General features: G+C 72.5%; 16 protein-coding genes. 4 read left to right on the top strand and 12 right to left on the bottom strand.

Annotated elements, in window-relative coordinates:
• Positions 1-38: 38 nt before the first annotated feature.
• The 3 genes from ACWEPL_RS15885 to ACWEPL_RS15875 all read left to right on the top strand — a co-directional run bounded on the left by ACWEPL_RS15885 (position 39) and on the right by ACWEPL_RS15875 (position 3820).
• Positions 39-836: an alpha/beta hydrolase gene (locus ACWEPL_RS15885; RefSeq protein ID WP_452436550.1), complete on the top strand. Its 798-nt coding sequence runs from the start codon at positions 39-41 to the stop codon at positions 834-836.
• 67 nt (positions 837-903) lie between these two features.
• Entirely contained in the window at positions 904-2436 is a 1533-nt protein-coding gene (locus tag ACWEPL_RS15880; protein ID WP_363966799.1) for a carboxylesterase/lipase family protein, read from the top strand.
• Positions 2437-2488: 52 nt separating this feature from the next.
• Entirely contained in the window at positions 2489-3820 is a 1332-nt protein-coding gene (locus ACWEPL_RS15875; RefSeq protein ID WP_452436549.1) for a hypothetical protein, read from the top strand.
• 18 nt (positions 3821-3838) lie between these two features.
• Here ACWEPL_RS15875 and ACWEPL_RS15870 read toward each other — a convergent pair whose 3' ends face one another.
• The 3 genes from ACWEPL_RS15870 to ACWEPL_RS15860 form a co-directional block, all read right to left on the bottom strand.
• A complete protein-coding gene (locus ACWEPL_RS15870; RefSeq protein WP_452436548.1) occupies positions 3839-4507 on the bottom strand; it encodes a GntR family transcriptional regulator in 669 nt (222 codons plus the stop codon).
• Positions 4504-5628 (bottom strand): CaiB/BaiF CoA transferase family protein, encoded by a 1125-nt coding sequence (locus tag ACWEPL_RS15865; protein WP_452436547.1) that lies wholly within the window; start codon positions 5626-5628, stop codon positions 4504-4506. The genes ACWEPL_RS15870 and ACWEPL_RS15865 overlap by 4 nt, the downstream gene beginning before the upstream one ends.
• Before the next feature lie 67 nt (positions 5629-5695).
• Positions 5696-7129: an aldehyde dehydrogenase family protein gene (locus ACWEPL_RS15860; protein ID WP_452436546.1), complete on the bottom strand. Its 1434-nt coding sequence runs from the start codon at positions 7127-7129 to the stop codon at positions 5696-5698.
• 67 nt (positions 7130-7196) lie between these two features.
• Here ACWEPL_RS15860 and ACWEPL_RS15855 point away from each other — a divergent pair, with 67 nt between their 5' ends.
• Positions 7197-8360, top strand: coding sequence for an acyl-CoA dehydrogenase family protein (locus tag ACWEPL_RS15855; protein WP_355201148.1), 1164 nt, complete (start codon positions 7197-7199; stop codon positions 8358-8360).
• On the opposite strand, the gene ACWEPL_RS15850 is transcribed toward ACWEPL_RS15855, so the two are convergent.
• The 9 genes from ACWEPL_RS15850 to ACWEPL_RS15810 are packed head-to-tail and all read right to left on the bottom strand — an operon-like array spanning position 8361 to position 17999.
• A complete protein-coding gene (locus ACWEPL_RS15850; protein WP_452436545.1) occupies positions 8361-9428 on the bottom strand; it encodes a C45 family autoproteolytic acyltransferase/hydolase in 1068 nt (355 codons plus the stop codon).
• Complete coding sequence (locus ACWEPL_RS15845) at positions 9425-10021, bottom strand: FMN-binding negative transcriptional regulator (RefSeq protein ID WP_355201152.1); 597 nt, start codon at positions 10019-10021, stop codon at positions 9425-9427. Before ACWEPL_RS15845 ends, ACWEPL_RS15850 begins: the two co-directional genes overlap by 4 nt.
• Positions 10022-10025: 4 nt before the next feature.
• A complete protein-coding gene (locus ACWEPL_RS15840) occupies positions 10026-11012 on the bottom strand; it encodes a P1 family peptidase (protein ID WP_452436544.1) in 987 nt (328 codons plus the stop codon).
• Positions 11009-11746 carry an ABC transporter ATP-binding protein gene (locus ACWEPL_RS15835; RefSeq protein WP_452436543.1) on the bottom strand — a complete coding sequence of 246 codons (738 nt, stop codon included), beginning with the start codon at positions 11744-11746 and terminating at the stop codon, positions 11009-11011. Before ACWEPL_RS15835 ends, ACWEPL_RS15840 begins: the two co-directional genes overlap by 4 nt.
• Positions 11743-12669, bottom strand: coding sequence for an ABC transporter ATP-binding protein (locus ACWEPL_RS15830; protein ID WP_452436542.1), 927 nt, complete (start codon positions 12667-12669; stop codon positions 11743-11745). Before ACWEPL_RS15830 ends, ACWEPL_RS15835 begins: the two co-directional genes overlap by 4 nt.
• Positions 12666-13484, bottom strand: a complete 819-nt coding sequence (locus ACWEPL_RS15825; RefSeq protein ID WP_185072287.1) for an ABC transporter permease — start codon at positions 13482-13484, stop codon at positions 12666-12668. Before ACWEPL_RS15825 ends, ACWEPL_RS15830 begins: the two co-directional genes overlap by 4 nt.
• Entirely contained in the window at positions 13481-14461 is a 981-nt protein-coding gene (locus tag ACWEPL_RS15820) for an ABC transporter permease (RefSeq protein ID WP_452436541.1), read from the bottom strand. The genes ACWEPL_RS15825 and ACWEPL_RS15820 overlap by 4 nt, the downstream gene beginning before the upstream one ends.
• Before the next feature lie 2 nt (positions 14462-14463).
• Positions 14464-16086: an ABC transporter substrate-binding protein gene (locus ACWEPL_RS15815; RefSeq protein WP_452436540.1), complete on the bottom strand. Its 1623-nt coding sequence runs from the start codon at positions 16084-16086 to the stop codon at positions 14464-14466.
• 14 nt (positions 16087-16100) lie between these two features.
• Positions 16101-17999: a primary-amine oxidase gene (locus ACWEPL_RS15810; protein ID WP_452436539.1), complete on the bottom strand. Its 1899-nt coding sequence runs from the start codon at positions 17997-17999 to the stop codon at positions 16101-16103.
• Positions 18000-18100: the final 101 nt, after the last annotated feature.

The raw sequence follows: 18100 nt of genomic DNA, 5'->3' as shown, positions 1-18100 counted from the left end.
GAGCCGCTTCGGGGCGGGCGGCGTTGCATAGTGGCAGGGTGACCACGCTGACGCGCGCCGCTCCCGTGGTGGTCGCGGTGCTGCTCCTGCTGCTCGCCCTGCTGTGGGTGTTCCAGCGGCGGCTGATCTACCTGCCCGACGGCGCGCCCGTGCCGCCCGCCGCCGAGGTCGTCCCGGGCGCGCGGGACGTCACGTTCACGACCGGCGACGGGCTCCGGCTCGCGGCCTGGTACGTCCCCGGCACCCGCGGCGTGACCGTCCTGATCGCGGGCGGGAACGGGGGCAACCGGCGCGACCGCGCCCCCTTGGCCCGCGCGCTGTCGGAGCACGGGTTCGCGGTGCTCCTCATGGACTACCGCGGCTACGGCGGCAACCCCGGCAGCCCGACGGAGGAGGGGCTGCGCCAGGACGCCCTGGCCGCCCGCGACCACCTCGGCGACACCCGCATCATCTACTTCGGCGAGAGCCTGGGCGCGGCCGTGGTCACCCGGCTCGCCCTGGAGCGCCCGCCCGACGGCCTGGTGCTGCGTTCGCCGTTCACCGACCTGGCCGCCGCCGGGCGGGCCAACTACCCGTTCCTGCCGGTCAGGACGCTGCTGCGGGACCGCTTCCCGGTCGCGGAGAGCATCCGGCGGGTGCGGGCGCCGGTCGTCGTCGTGTACGGCACCCGCGACACGATCGTGCCCCCGCGGCTCAGCAGGGCGGTCGCCGAGGCGGCGGGCGAGCGGGCCACGACCGTCGAGGTCGCCGGGGCGGGCCACAACGACCTGGTCATGCTGGCCGGCGACGAGGTCGTGGGCGCCGTGGCCGACCTGGCCGGGCGCATAAATCAGTAGTTCCACACCCCCTCATCGTGTACGTTCGGGAACGGAAGGATTACGTACGGTAACTATAGGGGGCCCAGTGAGACTCGTTCGCGCCGCAGCGGCGGCACTCTCCCTGGTCATGACCACCACTCCCGTCGCCGCCGAGTCGGCCCCGTCCGCGCTGGTGCGCACCGACAAGGGCATGGTCAAAGGCGAGGTGCGCAAGGACCACCGGGCCTTCCGCGGCATCCCGTACGCCCAGCCGCCCACGGGCCCGCTCCGATGGCGGCCGCCGCAGCCGGCCAAGCCGTGGACGGACGTCCGCGACGCGACGGCCTTCGGCAGCCAGTGCGCGCAGCTCGCCGAGCCCTACGGCGGCAAGACGTCGTACGGCGAGGACTGCCTCTACCTCAACGTCACCGCGCCGCGCAGGGGCCGCGACCGGCCGGTCATGGTGTGGCTGCACGGCGGCGGCAACGCCGGCGGCAACCCCGCCTTCTACGACCTGACCAGGATGGCGACCCGGGGCGGCGTCGTGGTCGTGAGCGTCAACTACCGGCTGGGTGCGCTCGGCTGGCTGGCGCACCCCGCGCTGGAGACGGGCGAGCGCTACCAGAGCGGCAACTACGGGCTGCTCGACCAGCAGGCGGCGCTGCGCTGGGTGCGGCGGAACATCGCGGCGTTCGGCGGCGACCCCCGCAACGTGACGGTGTTCGGGGAGTCCGCCGGAGCCGCCGACATCTGCGCCGACCTGGCCTCGCCCACCGCCGCCGGGCTGTTCGACAAGGCGATCGTGCAGAGCTTCAGCTGCTCCTCCCCCACCCGCACCGAGGAGCAGGCCGAGGCCGAGGGGGCCAGGTTCGCCGCGGCCGTGGGCTGTGCCGCCGGGGCCGCCGCCTGCCTGCGGGCGCTGCCCGTCAAGACGCTGCTGGAGGCGTTCCGGGGCCACAACCCGTACCCGGTCGCGGGCGGCGACCACGTGCTGCCGCTCCAGCCCCGCGCGGCGATCGAGAGCGGCCGGATCAACCGCGTGCCCGTCATGCACGGCAACACGCTCGACGAGATGCGCCTGTACGCCGGCCTGACCTACCCGAAGCCGATCACGCAGGCGCAATACGAGCAGTTCGTGCGCGCCACGTACGGGGCCAACGCCGGCCAGGTCCTGGCCCGCTATCCCGCCACGGGCCCCGACCTGCGGATCGGGCTGGCCACCATGCTGACCCACGGCACCGGCCCGCTCGCCACCTGCACGCACCAGGACGCCTTCGGCCTGCTCTCCCGGGCCGGGGTCGAGGTCTACGCCTACCAGTTCGCCGACCGCGCCGCGCCGCCGCTGATGGACGTGCCCGGCTTCGAGGAGGGCGCCGAGCACGCGACGGAGCTGGTCTACCTGTTCCCCGGCCTGCTCGGCCGGCTCAACGCCGAGCAGGAGAAGCTGTCGAACGCCATGATCGGCTACTGGACGTCGTTCGCCCGCGACGGCCACCCGAACGCCCCCTGGGTCCCGCGCTGGCCGCGCTTCAGCGGCTCCGGCGACGTGCTCAGCCTGGCGCCGGGCCGCGGCGGCATCCACCTGACCGACACCGCCGGCGCCAGCAATTGCGCCTTCTGGGGCTCTTTGCAGTCATGATGGCTCATAATGCGGGTTGTCCCTGAAGATCCGCGAGCCCCCGAGGTGAGCCATGAAACCGCTCCGCGTCGTCGTGGCCGCCGTGGGGGCGGGGGCGCTTCTGGCCGGCGGCTTCCTGTTACTGCGCGGCGGCGGCGACAACCCGCCGCCGCGTGAGCGCCTGGCGGTCGCGCCCGTGGTCGTGCGTCCCAACGTGCTGGTGGACGCCCGGGGCGCGGTCCTGGAGGAGCTCACCGGCGACTGCGCGGCCAGCCGCTACCCGTACGTCTGCATTCAGGCGAAGGAGGAGCTCGACGAGGACCTGCTCCGCCGCAGCGGCCTGACCATCGTGACGGCGATCGACCAGCGCGTGCAGCGCGCCGCCCAGCAGGGCATCGACCGGTACGTGCGCCGCGAGGACGCGCCGGTCGCCGCCCAGGCCATGATCGTGCCGGGCACCGGCGAGATCAGGGCCCTGGCCGCCAGCCGGGCGCCCGGACCCGGCGCCGAACCGCCCACCGACCGGTTCGGCTTCCAGCAGGGCACCACGGCGATGGTGTACACGCTGACGGCCGCGCTGGGGAGCGGCATGCGTTATGACGACGGCTTCCCTTACCTCAGCCAGTATCGGGCGGCGAACTACCACGCGATCAAGAACTGCAAAGGCCAGAACGTCGCCGAGCCGTCGTTCTCGATCGTCAACAGGCAGCGCGACCACGGCGCGTTCACGACCCTGCGCTCGGGCACCCGGACCGCCGAGAACACGTTCTTCATGAAGCTGACGGAGAAGGTCGGTCTGTGCGAAAGCGTGCAGGCGGCCAAGCGCCTCGGGCTCAAGCGGGCCGACGGCCTGCCGTTCCAGGAATTCGAGACGTTCTCGTTGGGGATCAACGAGGTGGACCCGGTCTCGCTCGCCGGCTCGTACGCCACCCTCGCGGCGCACGGCAGGCAGTGCGAGCCGCGGCTGGTCACGGAGGTGCGCGGCGACACGGGCGTCATGCGTTCCTTCCCGGCGCGGTGTCAGGAGGCGCTGGAGCCCGCGGTCGCCGACGCGGTGACCGGCGTGCTGGCGGAGGCGCTGGCCAAGGGCCCGCTCAAGGGGCTCGGCCGGGACGCGGCGGGCATGGAGGGCACCGCTGACGAGTTCTCCACCGCCTGGTACGCCGGTTACACCCCCGACCTGGCCTCCGCCGTCGCGCTCGGCGACCCGCGCGGCACGGTCAAGCACAAGCTGTCGGACATCACCATCGGCGGTCGTCGCTACCGGCACGTCGAGGGCACGTCGATCCCCGGCCCGATCTGGAAGTCCTCGATGACGGAGGCGCTGGCCGGCAGCGCGGGGACGGCGTTCGCGAAACCGGACCTGGCGCGCTTCGGCGGCTGCCGCGACCACTGCGCCCCGTAACCGCTCCGGCTCCCCCGATCAGGCGGGGTGGTCGAGGAGCGACTCCAGCTCGGCGACCGCGTGGGCGCGGTGGATGTCGAGGGTCCTCACCGCCTCGTCGGCGGCGAGGCGGCGCAGGGCGTCGAGGGTGGCGCGGTGCTCCTTGACGACCCGCTCCCGGTTGCCCGCGTCGCCGTAGTACATCGACCGGTAGGCGTCCGTGGTGTCCCACAGGGTCCTGATCAGGCGGACCAGCCGGGGCATGCCCGCGCAGTCGAACAGCGTCATGTGGAACAGCCGGTTGGCCGTCGCCATGGCCAGCACGTCGCCCGCCGCGGCGGCCCGCTCGACCTCCTCCTGGGCCGACTCCAGCCGGGAGAGGTCGTCGTCCGTGAGCCGCTCGACGGCCCGCCGGACGGCCTCCTCCTCCAGCAGCTCACGGATGCGGTAGACCTCGCGCAGGTCGTCGAGGGAGAGCATGGCGACGCAGTAGCCCTTGTGCGCCTTGTAGGTGACCAGGCCCTCGCCTTCGAGCGTCTTGAGCGCCTCGCGCAGGGGGACGCGGCTGACCTGCAGCTCCTCGGCCAGCGCGTCCTGCCGGATGGGGGCGCCGGGACGCAGGCGCCCGGTGGTGATGGCAAGGCGGAGCTCGCCCAGCACGAACTGCTGGGCCGTCGGCGGCCTGCGTCGTGCCTCGTCCGAACTCATCGCCCCAATATCTCACGAACCCATTCCTCGTCCTCCCCCAGCCGGGGCGGCCGGTGGCGGTAGGAGGGCGGGGTGGCGCTGAGCCGCAGCGGGTTGGCGACCTGGCCGACGCCGTCGAGCCGTACGGAGGGCTCCAGGCCGAGGTCGTCGGCCAGGGCGAAGGCGGCGGCCAGGTCGTTGATCGGGCCGCAGGGCACCCCGGCGGCGGTGAGCGTCTCGAACCACTCGTCGGCCGTACGGGCGGCCAGCGCCGCGTTGAGCTCGGCGACGAGCCCGATGCGGCCGGCGACCCGGTCCGCGTTGGTGGCGTAGCGGGGGTCCCCGGCGAGGTCCGGGCGGTCCAGCGCCCCGCAGAGGGCCTGGAACTGGCGGTCGTTGCCGGCCGCGATCACGATCGGGCGGTCGGCGGCCTCGAAGACCTCGTACGGGACGATGCTGGGATGCCGGTTGCCCATCGCCTGGGGGACCACTCCGGCGGCGGCGTAGGCGGAGGCGTGGTTGGTGAGCGCCGACAGGAGGGACGACAGCAGCGAGACCTCGACGTGCTGCCCCTCGCCGGTGCTGTCGCGGTGGCGGAGCGCGGCCAGGATGCCCAGCCCGGCGTGCAGCCCGGTGATCACGTCCACCAGCGCCACGCCGGCCTTCGTCCCGGGCCCGCCGGGCTCGCCCGTGACGCTCATCAGCCCGCCCACCGCCTGCGCGATCAGGTCGTAGCCGGGCAGCCCGGCACCGGGTCCCGACCCGAACCCGGTGATCGAGCAGTACACCAGCCCGGGGTTGAGCTCGCGCAGCGAGGGGTAGCCGAGCCCGAGCCGGTCCATCGTGCCGGGCCGGAAGTTCTCGACCACCACGTCCGCCCGGGCGGCCAGCGCCCGGGCGACCTCGATGTCCGCGCGCAGGTCGAGGGCGATCGAGCGCTTGTTGCGGTTGACGCCGAGGAAGTACGTGGCCTCGCCGTCGGGCGCGTACGGCGGCCCCCAGGCGCGGGTGTCGTCCCCCGCGCCCGGCCGCTCCACCTTGACCACCTCGGCGCCCAGATCGGCCAGCAGCATCGTGGCGTACGGCCCCGCCAGCACCCGGCTGAAGTCCGCCACCAGCAACCCCGACAGCGCACCGGTCACGCGCCCTCCTTCGTCGGTCGCGCGACCGGACCGGTGCTGTGTCCAATTGTTCGCTCGCTACGCTCGCTCACGCCGGCGCCCCGAGGTAGACGGTCATCGTGTGGGTGAAGAACTCGCGGGCCGCCCGCCCCTGCTCCTTGGGCCCGAACCCGCTCTGCTTGACCCCGCCGAACGGCACGTACGGGAAGGTCCCGGCCGACTCGGAGTTGATGTGCAGCACGCCGACGTCCAGGCGATCGACCGCCCGCAGGGCCACCCCCAGGTCCCTGGTGAAGATGGCCGCCGACAGGCCGTGGTCGCTGAGGTTGGCCAGCCCCAGGGCCTCCTCGGTCCCCGACGCCCGCACCACGCCCACCACGGGCCCGAACAGCTCGGTACGCCAGAAGTCCACCCCGGTCCCCGGCAGGTCGAGCACGGTCGGCGGCACGAACCAGCCCTCACCGTCGTACGGGGAGGAGCCCGCCAGCGGCTTGGCCCCCTCGTCCACGGCCCGCGCCACCCCGGACGTCACCCGGTCCCGGGCGGCCGAGCTGACCAGCGGGCCCATCTCGACGCCGGGCGACAGGGGGTCGCCGACCACGAGGCGCGCGGCCCGTTCGGCCACCCGCTCCAGCAGCTCGTCCGCGACCGGGGAGGCCACGATGAGCCGCGAGGTGGCCGTGCACTTCTGGCCCGTGGAGCGGAACGCGCCCAGGCAGACCTGCTCGGCCGCGTGATCGAGGTCGGCGTCGGCGAGCACGACGGAGGCGTTCTTGCCGCCCATCTCCGTCTGCACCGGCTTGCCCAGCTCGCCGCAGCGCGCGATCACGGCCCGCCCGACCGCCGTGGAGCCGGTGAACGAGATCGCGTCCACGCCGGGGTGGTCCACGATGGCCGAGCCGGCCTCGGCCTCGCCGTACACGAGGTTGAGCACGCCGTCCGGCAGCCCCGCCGAGGTCAGCGCCTGCGCCAGCCGGTAGGCCAGCAGCGGCACCAGCGACGACGGCTTCCACACGACGGTGTTGCCGTAGCTGAGCGCGGGCGCGATCTTCCAGGCGGGGATGACGATCGGGAAGTTGAACGGCGTGATCAGCCCGGCCACGCCGATCGGCTTGCGGACCACGAGGACGTTCTCGCCGGGCCGCGGGGAGGCGAAGATCTCGCCGCTCTCCCGGTCGGCCTCGCCCGCGTAGTAGCGCAGGATCCGGGCCGAGCCCCGTACCTCGGCGACCGCCTCGGGCAGCGTCTTGCCCTCCTCGCGGGCCAGCTCGGCGCCCCACTCCTCGGCGGCGGCGTCCACCAGGTCGGCGGCGGCCACGAGCACCGCCGCGCGGGCGTGGTGCGGCATCGCCGCCCACTCCGGCGCCGCCGCACGGGCCGCGGCGACGGCCCGCTCCACCTCGGCTGCGGAGGCGAAACGCCCCCGCGCGACCACTTCACTGGGCCGGGCCGGGTTGGTGTCGGCGAACTCCTCGCCGTCGCCCTCGACCCAGCGGCCGCCGATGAGATTCAGAAGGTCCATGGTCAACGAACCCTAACTGTGCAATATTGGATTTTCAATATTGGATCCAAAATACGGAGGCCATCCGATGATCACCCCGACCGCGCTCTTCGCCATCGACACGCTGCTCACCGAGGAGGAGCGCGAGATCAGGAACACGGTCAGGCGCGTCTGCGACCGGGAGATCCGCCCGAACGTCGCGGAGTGGTTCGAGACCGGCGAACTGCCGGCCCGCGAGCTGGCCCGCACGCTCGGCTCGCTGGGCGTGCTCGGCATGCACCTGGAGGGGTACGGCTGCGCGGGCATGGGCGCGGTCTCGTACGGGCTGGCCTGCCTGGAGCTGGAGGCGGCCGACTCGGGGCTGCGCAGCCTGGTGTCGGTGCAGGGCTCCCTCGCGATGTACGCCATCTGGAAGTACGGCAGCGAGGAGCAGAAGCAGGAGTGGCTGCCCGCGATGGCGGCCGGCGAGCGCATCGGCTGCTTCGGCCTGACCGAGCCCGACTTCGGCTCCGACCCGGCGGGCATGCGGACCACGGCCAAGCGCGAGGGCGGCGACTGGGTGCTGAACGGCACCAAGATGTGGATCACCAATGGCTCGGTCTCGGACGTGGCGGTGGTGTGGGCGCGTACGGACGAGGGTGTCAGGGGCTTCCTGGTCCCAGCGGGCACCCCGGGCTTCACCGTGAACGACGTCAAGCACAAGATCTCGCTGCGCGCGAGCGTGACGAGCGAGCTGGTGCTCGACGGGGTGCGCCTGCCGGACGCGGCCATGCTGCCCGGCGCGCGGGGCCTGTCGGGGCCGCTCGGCTGCCTGAACGAGGCGCGGTTCGGGATCGTGTTCGGGGCGATGGGGGCGGCGCTCGACTGCCTGGAGACGGCCATCGCGTACGCGGGCGACCGCGAGGTGTTCGCCAGACCGCTGGCCTCGTTCCAGCTCACCCAGGAGAAGCTCGCCGACATGGCGCTGGAGCTGGGCAAGGGCCTGCTGCTCGCCGTGCACCTGGGCCGGCTGAAGGAGGCCGGGACGATCACCCCCGAGCAGGTGAGCGCCGGCAAGCTGAACAACGTGCGCGAGGCCCTGGAGATCGCCAGGAAGTGCCGCACGCTGCTCGGAGCGAGCGGCATCACCCTCGAATACCCGGTGATCAGGCACTCCGTGAACCTCGAGTCGGTGCTGACCTACGAGGGCACGTCCGAGATCCACTCCCTGGTCCTGGGCAAGGCGCTCACCGGGATCGCCGCGTTCCACTGATCAGAACGTCTGCCAGGTCGCCTCGGTGACCTGGCACGGCCCGCCCTGGTGCACCCGCAGCCGCGCGGCGGAGAGGTCCAGCGCGATCGTCGCGACGGTCTCCCACCGCTGGTTGATCGGCATCGTCTGGTCCGGGTGGGCGCAGACGGGCGCGTCCTCGGGGCCGTGGCTGAGCATGGCCAGCGCCCGCTTGGTGTGGTCGTCGCTGCTCAGGCCCTCGGTGTTGGCCCGCAGGTGCTGGAACCTGGCGTACGTGCTGGGCCGGTCGGTGGAATGCCGCTCGTCCTTGGCCAGCGCGGGGTCGAGGAAGTGGTTGCAGTGCTGCAGCACGCCGTCGGGCTCCGGCGGTATGACCGCGACGCCGGCCGGGGAGATCTCGATCGAGGCCGCGTCCGACGAGGTCACGGCCGTGATGACGGTCGAGGCGGAGACGGTGGCCGAGCGCGCGATGTCGGCGGCCTCCTCCACCGTGGTGGCCTCGTCCAGGATCCTGCGGGCGATCAGGTGGACGGGCACGCCGAGGTCGGCCGTGTCGGAGTCGTGGCGCAGGATGTTGAAGTGGATGCCGAGCCCGGCCGTGTTCACCCCGATCTTGGCCAGCGCCCCGGCCTCGGTGAACGTTCGCACGACGTGCCCCGGACGCGGTTCCAGCTCCCAGAGCATGGGCGCGTCGCGCAGGTGGTCGTGCCAGTCCCACGTCTGCACCGTGCGCGGCGCCTCCCCCGCCCCGGGCAGCACGACGGAGGTGGAGCACTCCCCCTCGCCGGTCGCGTCGATGGCGGCCAGGATCTCCGTGCGCGCGTTGACGACGGCGACCTGCCAGGGCTCCAGGCCGGCGCCGCGCGCGATCCCCGCGATCTCCTCCGCCAGGTGCGGCGCCCAGTCGGCGGTGCGCTCCATGGCCAGCTCGCCCCACGTACGGACCTGCGTCGCGGTGGCGCCCGCGACGGTGAACAGGTCGGTGTAGCCGGAGAGGTTGGCACGGATCGCCTTGCTCCGGTGCGTGCCGAGTTCTTTGCCGCGGGCTCGGGGGTCAATCTGCGTGGACGTGAAGGTGGGGAAAGTCATGAACCATCCATCAGGTCGGCGAGCCTGGGGTTCTCGGCCGCGAACGAGGCGCGGACGCGCGCGTACCGCTCGGCGTCGATGTCCTGGCTCAGTTTGAACATGCTCTTCTCGGTATGCACATGCACCCGAAAAGCCACTACCCCCGGCAAGAGCGCCGCGAACCTCTCCCTGGACGCCGGGGTCGGCTCCCAGGAGGGCGAGCGGAGCGACTCCAGCGCCGTGACGGTGCGCTCCACCACGTCGAGCGCGTCGTCGAGCAGTTCCACCCGTCCCGTCACGTGCACGGCCGCGTAGTCCCAGGTCGGGACGGCCGGGTCGGTCGCGTACACGGTGGGCGAGACGTACCCGTGCGCGCTGGAGAAGACCACGAGCACCTCGGGCGAGGACTCGAAGGAGCGCCAGTGGGGGTTGGCGCGGGCCATGTGGCCGAGCAGCGCGCCGCCTTCGAGCACGCCTTCCTCGAGGATGACGGGGACGTGCGTGGCGACCGGCACGCCGTCCACCGTGCTGACGACCAGGGCGAACGGGTTCCGCCTGACCAGCTCGACCGCCTGGGCCGGGTCCTTGGCGGCGTAACGGGGGAAGACATGCATCGGGCTACTCCACCGCGCTCAGGATCGCGTCCCAGGCGAGCTCCGACGCGAGCGTCCCGAAGCCGGTGGGCTTGACGCTCACCAGGTCCACCTCGTCCGTGGTCATCGCGAACAGCACGTCGCCGTCGTTCATGGTGTGGAACGGCTGGATGCCGCGGTGCATGGAGCTGTGCACCTGGCGGCCCACCTGGAGCAGCTCGATGTCGGTCAGCTTCACGTTCGTCACCATGACGGTCAGCGTGGTGTTGCCCATGACGGCCGGGGCCGGGTCGCCGACCATCGCGGCGTAGTCGGCGCCGGGGTGGCGGCGGGCGCCGTCCTCGGCGTGGTAGTTGCCGCGCACGATCCCGCCCTGCCGGTCGACGACCGCGCCGACGGCGTTGACCACGGTCGCCACCAGCACCTTCGCCTCGCCGAACGTGCCGAACGCGGCCCCCTGACCGGCGAACTCCGCCCGGCCGAAGTCCACCTTCCCTGCGCTCGCCGTGCGGCCCGCGCCGCACCGGCCCACCGGGAACTCGCCTTCGACGGCGTTGCGGAGCGCGGCCCGGCCCAGCTCGCCGTCCGGGTAGACGGCGGTCTCCCTGGCCGAGAAGTCGTAGATCACCGCGCCGGACACGAGCTGGAGGTCGTCCCAGCGGGTCCGGTTATCCCTGCGGGCCAGCAGCTCGTCGCTCACGCCCGCGGCGGCGGCCAGACCGTACACCGAGCCGCCGGCGAAGCAGATGGCGTGGTTGTAGTCGTACCCGCCGCTCATGCCGACCGCGCCGCCGCGCGCGTCCACGGCCGTGCGCGCACCCGCCGGCACGTGGATCACGGTGCACCCGGTGGGGCCCTCCGCGTACTCGGCCGTGCCGACGAGCACGCCGGGCAGGTCGAACGCGATCGACCCGCGACCGGGGCTGGCCTGCGGGGTCAAAGGCAGGTCCGCGTTGCGCGGGACCCCGGGCGCGAACGCGGACGGAGTTGCAAGCCGGGGCTCATTCGTCACAATGCCTCCAAAAGCTGTTTCGAATACTCGTGAGCGGGCGCCGAGTAGAACGTGGCCGTGTCGGCGGTCTCGACGATCTCGCCCTTGCGCATGACCGCGATCCGGTCGGCGACGTAGCGGACCGCGCCGAGGTCGTGGGAGATGAACAGGGCGCTGAAGCCGTACTCGGCCTGCAGGTCCTTGATGAGATTGAGGGTCTGCACCTGCACGGAGACGTCGAGCGCGCTGACGGCCTCGTCGAAGACGATGAACCTGGGCCGGGTGACCAGCGCGCGGGCGATGGAGACGCGCTGCCGCTGGCCGCCGGACAGCTCATGGGGGTAGCGCGAGGCGAACGACGCCTCCAGCCCCACGTGCTCCAGCATCTCGGTGACCGCGTCGCCGGCCGGGCGGCCGAGCACGTCCAGCGGCTCGGCGACGCTCTGGCCGACGCGCATGCGCGGGTTGAGCGACCAGTGGGGGTGCTGCAGCACGGCCTGCATCCGGCCCGCCAGCTCGCGCCGCCGCTTGGGGAAGGGGCGGCCGTCGAACCTGACCGTGCCGGACGTGGGCCGCTGCAGGCCGAGCGCGACCCGGCTGCTGGTCGTCTTGCCCGAGCCGGACTCGCCGACCAGGCCGAGCGTCTCCCCCTCCGCGACGGACAGGGACACGTGCCGCATGGCGTCCAGGTGGATGCGCCGCAGCGGCGGACCCGCGGCGAAGGTGACGGTGACATCGTCGAGCTCGAGTATCACGCCGCCACCTCCCCCGCGCGGTGGCAGAGCACGTCCTGGTCGCCCACCCGGACCGATTGCGGGCGCTCGTGCTCGCAGCGCTCCTCCGCGAACGGGCAGCGCGGCGCGAAGGCGCAGCCCGGCGACGGCCCGGTGAGCACGGGCGGGCGGCCGGGCACGGGCTCCAGACGGACGCCGTGGGCCGCGGCGGCGGGCGCCGACCCGGCCAGCGCCGCCGTGTAGGGGTGGGCGGGATGGCCCAGCACCTCGCGGGCGGGCCCGGTCTCGACGACCCGGCCGCCGTACATGACCGCGACCCGGTCGCACCTGCGGGCGACGGCGGGCAGGTCGTGGCTGAGCCACAGGATGCTCGTCCCGGCCGCGGCGGCCAGGGAGAAGACCACGTTCAGCACCTCCTCGCGCACCTGGCTGTCCAGCGCGGCGGTCGGCTCGTCCGCGACGAGCAACTCGGGCTCGGTGGCCATGGCCATCGCGATGGCCACCCGCTGCGCCATGCCGCCGGAGAGCTGGTGCGGGTACGAGCGCACGACGCGGGGGTCGTCGAGCTTGACCCGCCCCAGGTGGAAGCCCACGTCGGCGCCACGCCCGAGCACCAGGCGGAGCTGGTCGCCGACGCGCATGGTCGGGTTGAGCGAGGCGATCGGGTCCTGGAAGACGAACCCGAGATGCTGTTTCCGCAGTTGGCGCAGGCGCTTGGGCGGCAGGTCGAACACCGGCTCCCCGGACACCACGACCTCCCCCTCGCTGCGCCGGGCCGTCCCGGGCAACAGCCGGCCGACGGCCGAGCCGAGCGTGGACTTGCCGGACCCGCTCTCGCCGACCAGGCCGACGGTCTCCCCCTGCGCCACCTCCAGGTCGGCGCCGTCCAGCGCCCTGGTCTCGGCGTAGTCGATCACCAGGTTCCGCACCGTGAGCAGGCTCATGTCAAGGACCTCGTCTCCCGGGGTTCGAGCCGGTCGCGCAGCCCGTCGCCCACCACGTTGATCGCCAGGATCGCCGCCACGAGCACAACCCCCGGGCCGAGGATCAGCCAGGGCGCGGCGATCATGTAGGTGCCGCCCTGCTGGATCAGCACGCCGAGCGAGGCCTGCGGCGGCTGCACGCCGAACCCGAGGAAGCTCAGCCCGCCCTCGACCGCGATCCCTACCGACAGCGCGTACGTGCCCTGCACCGCGATCGTGCCCGCCACGTTGGGCAGCACGTGCCGTCCGAGCACGCGTGGCAGCCCGGCCCCGCTGATGACGGCCGAGGTGACGTAGTCGCGCTGCGACACGGCCACGGCGGCGGCCCGCACCAGCCGGGTCATCAGCGGGATCGTCACCAGCACGATGCTGGCCAGCGCCGCCGTCTGCCCGGGGCCGAGCACCGCGGCGACCAGGATCGCGAGCACGATGGCGGGGAAGGAGTAGAGCACCTCCACCAGGCGCATCACCAGCTCGTTCAGGTAGCCGCCGCGGTATCCGGCGATGATGCCGAACGTCGCGCTCAGCGCCGCCGTCACCAGCACGGCGACGGACGACAGCAGCAGCGTCGTGCCCACGCCCTCCATGACGCGCGGCAGCACCGAGCGGCCCAGGTTGTCGGTGCCCAGCCACCAGCCGGGCCCCGGCGGCTGCAGGCGCGGGCCGACGATCGCGTCCGGGTCTCCCCCGGCCCCGACCAGCGAGCCCAGCGCGAACACCACCAGGACCGCCAGGCAGACGAGCCCGCCGATGGACAGCCGGTCCAGCTTCCTCATGAACGCCTCCCCGCCAGCACGCCCAGCCTCGGGTCCAGGACTCCGACGAGCAAGTCGATCAGCACGTTCATCACGATGAACACCGCCGCCGCCAGCAGCACGCCCGCCTGCACGACGGCGTAGTCGCGGCGGCCGACGGCCTGCACGATGTAGGAGCCGACGCCCGGCAGGTTGAACACGTGCTCCACGATGAGCGCCCCGCCCAACAGGTACGCGGTGATGGTGCCGAGCAGCGTCACCACCGGGGTGGCGGCGTTGCGCAGGATGTGGTGCCGGACGATGAACCACGGCGACTCGCCGCGCCCGACGGCGGCCGTGACGTACGGCTCGACCAGCACCCCGAGCACGGCGTCCCGGGTGGTCCTGGCGGTGACGGAGATGGCGAACACCGACAGGACGGCGGCCGGCAGCACCATCGTGGCCAGGTTCGCGGCCGGGTCCCGGGTGAAGGGCACCCACGTGCCGACCTCCAGGCCGAGCGCGTACCGGGAGAAGACGAACACGACCAGGCTGCCCAGCACGAACTCCGGCACGCTGACGCCGAGCCCGCTGAGCAGCCGCCCCGCCGCGCCGCCGCCGCCCGGCGAGCGGCCTGACTGGGAGCGCACGGCGGTGAGCACGCCCAGGGGCACCCCGGCCAGCGCGCTGGCGACCACGGCCAGCACGGTCAGCTCGCCGGTCACCGGCAGCCGGGCCAGGAGCTCCGCGCCGACCGGCTGGCGGCTGATCATCGAGATGCCGAAGTCGCCGCCCGCGACGGCGGCCAGCCAGTGCCCGTACTGCATGAACACCGGCTGGTCGAGCCCGTAGCGGGCGGCCAGCTCCGCCTTCTGCTCGGCCGTGGCGAACGGGCCCAGCACGGTCTCCGCGAAACCGCCGGGCATCAGGCGCACGGCCGTGAAGATCAGCACGGAGACGCCCAGGAGCGTGGCGGCCGAGCTGAGCGCCCGGCCGGACCACCACATCAGCAGGCGCATGGTTACTGGGTCTTCTTCACGCGGGCGTCGGCGATCAGGCGCAGCACGTTGCCGTACCCCTCGGTGGCGTACAGGCTGGGGCTGAGCGCGTCGGTCCGGAACGCGATCGTGGCCGGGCGGGTGACCAGCGGGATCATCTGCGCGTCGGTGTCGGCCTTGGCGCAGACGGCCGCCAGCGCCTCGTCGCGGGCGGCTCCCGCGGGCTCCTTGCCGGCCGCGTCGATGAGGGTGTTCAGCTCCTTGTCCGGCTTCATGAAGCCGACGTTGAAGCCGGCCGTCTCCGGGTTCCACCACTTGGTGACCATGCCGGGGTCGGCGTAACCGGCGAACCAGGACATCGCGGCGTCGAACTCGGCGGGCGCCTTGCCGTACACCTTGCCCGACCAGCTCGCCTCGTCCAGCTGCTCGATCTTCATGGTGATGCCGGCCTGCTGGAGGTTCTGCTGGATCACCTGGGCGACCGCCGGGGCGGGCTCGGTGGAGAAGATGCTGAGCGTGAACGTCAGGTTCTGGGCGCCCGCGTCGGCCAGCAGCTTCTTCGCCTCGTCCACGCTCTTGGACGCCGACGGCAGCGCGGCCGGGTCGCACGCGCCCGGCAGGCCCGCCGGGGTGATGGCCGTCGGCTTGCCCTTGCCGCCGAGCGCCACGTCGGCGATCTGCTTCGGGTCGAGCGCGATGGCGACGGCCTGGCGCACCCTCGGGTCGGCGAACTTGGAGCCGGCCGCCTGGGTGTTGAGCATGAGGTAGTAGAAGTCCGTGGTGGCCTGGGTGACGACCTGGACGTTCTTCGCCCCGGCCAGCATGGTCGCCGAGTCGACGTTGCCCAGCGTGGCCAGGGCGGCGCTGCCGTTCTGCAGGGCGGCGATGCGCGCGGCCTCCTCGGGGGCGATCGTCACGTTGACGGCGTCGGCGGCCGGCTTGCCCTTGGCCCAGTACTTGTCGTTGCGCTTGAAGGTCCACGACACGTCCTGGCGGTGGTTCTCCACCACGTACGGGCCGGTGCCGAGCAGCGTCTTGGCCGGGTCGACCGACTTGTCGTCGATCTCCTTCATGGGCAGGACGGCGGCGGGGATATTGGCGAGGGCGGCCAGGAACGGCGTGTACGGCTCGCTCAGGGTGACCTTGACCGCGCGGTCGCCGTCCTTGGCGACCGACTTGACCGGGCCGAGCTGGCCGCGCCAGACCGACTTGGAGGCCAGCAGCCGCTTCAGGCTGCCCACCACGTCGTCGGCCGTCATCTCGCGGCCGTTGGAGAAGGTGACGCCGTCGCGCAGGTGGAAGACGTACGTCTTGGGGTCGGGGGTGTCCCACTTCTCGGCCAGCATGGGCTGCACGCTGAAGTCGGAGCCCACCGTGACCAGCGTCTCGTAGGACAGCGAGAGCAGCTGCCAGGTGGTGGCGACGTCGGCGAGCTGCGGGTCGTACCCGGTGGCGGCGCCGCTGTCGATGTGCACGGCCAGGTTGAGCGTGCCACCGGTGGGGAGCGACGGGTCGGCTGTGGCGAGGTAACCGGTCGGATTGGGCTGGTCGGGGGCTGTGGCGGGGGTGGTGGTCGTTCCGGTGGCGGCGCAGGCCGAGGCCAGCAGGGCTGCCATGACACCGCAGGCCAGGCGTATGGGACGCATGGGCCTCTTCTCCTCTAGTGGCAGGAACGTTCGGCGGCGCTCGGCGGGACGTCGAGCGTGGGGTTGCGGTCGAAGAACCCGACCGGCTTGAGTACGAAGCCGCACGTGTCGACCGGCATGATCGGCCAGTCCTCCGTGCGGGGGAAATGTGTCAGGCCGAACGTGTGCCACAGCACGATGTCCTGCCCGTCGATGTCGCGGTCGGCCCTGGTGTAGGTGGGCAGGCCCGCGCCGCCGGGATGCTGGTTGACCAGGTCACCGGCAGGATAGCGCTCTGCGGGATGGTACCGCGTCACCCACAGATGCCTGGTCGCGAACTCGGCCCGCCTGCTGATCGACGACTCCGGGTGCGCGAGCAGGGCCGGCTTGCCCTCGGGGTGCAGGGCGTAGCCGACCGGGCGGCCGAGGCGGTTGCGTACGTCGGGGTTGACGACATGCCAGGTGCGCTCCCTGGCGAGGTCGGCGTCGCGCCGCCCCTCCTCCTCGGTGCGCAGCCGCTTCACGGCGCGGCCGAAGGCGTTGCCGTACGGGCTCTCGACCGCGACCGCCTCCACCTCGTCGACCGCGTTCGCCACGCCGTCCACCGTCATGTCCAGCCGGGCGCTGAACAGGTGCTGGTGGTACGGCGCCGCCAGCCCCGGCGCGACCTCCGAGCTGTAGGGCGCGGCGCGGTCGTCGTAGGCGCCGGTGAAGACGATGCCGGTGGCCTTGACCTCCAGCTCGATGGTGCCGTCGAGGTAGAGGTACCAGTAGAAGCCGTAGTCGTAGTTGCCCACCGTGACGAAGAACGAGATCACCAGGCGCCGCTGCCTGCGGGTCTCCCTGGAGCCGTTGGCCGGATCGGTGTGCTTCCACAGCACGCCGTAGTCCTCTTCGTGCATGCAGATCGCGTTCGCTATCACCTTGGGCACCCCGGCTCCGTCCGTCACGACGGCGTCGAAGTACGTGATCTCTCCGAGGCAGTCGCAGCCGAGCTCCAGGGAGTTGGCCAGCTTGCCGAGCTGGTACTCGCCGGTGTCGAAGTAGTTCTGCCAGAACCGGATCGGGCTCGGGTCGCCGTACGGGACCAGCATCTCCGCCACCGACGCCCGGTAGACGATCGGCCTGACGCGGCCGTCGTCCTCGAAGCCGATCTGGTGCAGGGTGAGCCCTTCGCGCATGTCGTAGCCGAGGCGCAGGCTCCACTTCTCCCAGGTGATCAGGGGGCCGTCGGCCGTGAAGCTGGGACCGTCCGGCTGGGTGATGTGGATGGGCTTCTGCGTGGTCCGGTGCGGGCCCAGGTGGTAGTCGCCGGGCTCGGCGGGGATCGGCTGGGGGCCGGTGTCCACCATCTCCATGACCTCGCCCTTGAGCAGGTCCACGTACGCGACCAGGCCGTCCACGGGGTGGGCCCATGGGAGGCTCTCGGGCGTGGGCATCAGGTGCGCCAGCACCCTCGCCACCCGCCGGCCCTTCTCCTTGGGGAGGCCGAAGTTGCCCGCGCTCAGCGCGGCCAGGTAGACGCCCGCCGGGTCCTCGATCCCCCGGCGCCGCAGCGCCTCGGCCCAGGCCGGGTCCTCCCGCAGCACCCGCCTGACCAGGGCGTGCTCCTCGTCCAGCATGGGCACCTGGCCGTCGGTGACCGGGTCGATGGGCCTGCGCTCCTCGACCGTGGCCGTGGTGATCGACACGATCACGTCCTCGGCCGTCTCGGTGGCCAGGTCCAGGAGGAACGCGCGGGCCCGGCGTCCGACGGGGGCGCCCGGCTCGTACGCCAGGACCTCGCCCTTCGGCGGCTCCTCGAGGCCGAGGTAGGACACCCGCACCGTGTCGGTCAGCAGGCCCTCCTGCATCAGGATCCGCCTGACCTCGTCGATCTCCTGCGCGGCGAGGGGGTCGAGAGGATGGGGGTGCTTCCCGGTGGTCAGGTGCAACGTTCCGCCCCTTTCTGATGCCGGAACGTTCCGGCAAGGTTTGGGCTAACTTAGTTGCGACCCCCGGACGGAGACAAGACCCAACCGCCACCCGAAACAGA

This window comes from Nonomuraea sp. NPDC004186 (assembly GCF_053603495.1).
The sequence above is the reverse complement of the archived record's forward strand: the minus strand, read 5'-3'. Positions and strand labels throughout refer to the sequence as shown.

Coding starts and splice junctions, on each gene's coding strand:
- ACWEPL_RS15825 (WP_185072287.1), bottom strand. CDS start 13,484: ATGAGGAAGCTGGACCGGCTGTCCATCGGCGGGCTCGTCTGCCTGGCG.
- ACWEPL_RS15870 (WP_452436548.1), bottom strand. CDS start 4,507: ATGAGTTCGGACGAGGCACGACGCAGGCCGCCGACGGCCCAGCAGTTC.
- ACWEPL_RS15855 (WP_355201148.1), top strand. CDS start 7,197: ATGATCACCCCGACCGCGCTCTTCGCCATCGACACGCTGCTCACCGAG.
- ACWEPL_RS15860 (WP_452436546.1), bottom strand. CDS start 7,129: ATGGACCTTCTGAATCTCATCGGCGGCCGCTGGGTCGAGGGCGACGGC.
- ACWEPL_RS15875 (WP_452436549.1), top strand. CDS start 2,489: ATGAAACCGCTCCGCGTCGTCGTGGCCGCCGTGGGGGCGGGGGCGCTT.
- ACWEPL_RS15850 (WP_452436545.1), bottom strand. CDS start 9,428: ATGACTTTCCCCACCTTCACGTCCACGCAGATTGACCCCCGAGCCCGC.
- ACWEPL_RS15830 (WP_452436542.1), bottom strand. CDS start 12,669: ATGAGCCTGCTCACGGTGCGGAACCTGGTGATCGACTACGCCGAGACC.
- ACWEPL_RS15815 (WP_452436540.1), bottom strand. CDS start 16,086: ATGCGTCCCATACGCCTGGCCTGCGGTGTCATGGCAGCCCTGCTGGCC.
- ACWEPL_RS15820 (WP_452436541.1), bottom strand. CDS start 14,461: ATGCGCCTGCTGATGTGGTGGTCCGGCCGGGCGCTCAGCTCGGCCGCC.
- ACWEPL_RS15845 (WP_355201152.1), bottom strand. CDS start 10,021: ATGCATGTCTTCCCCCGTTACGCCGCCAAGGACCCGGCCCAGGCGGTC.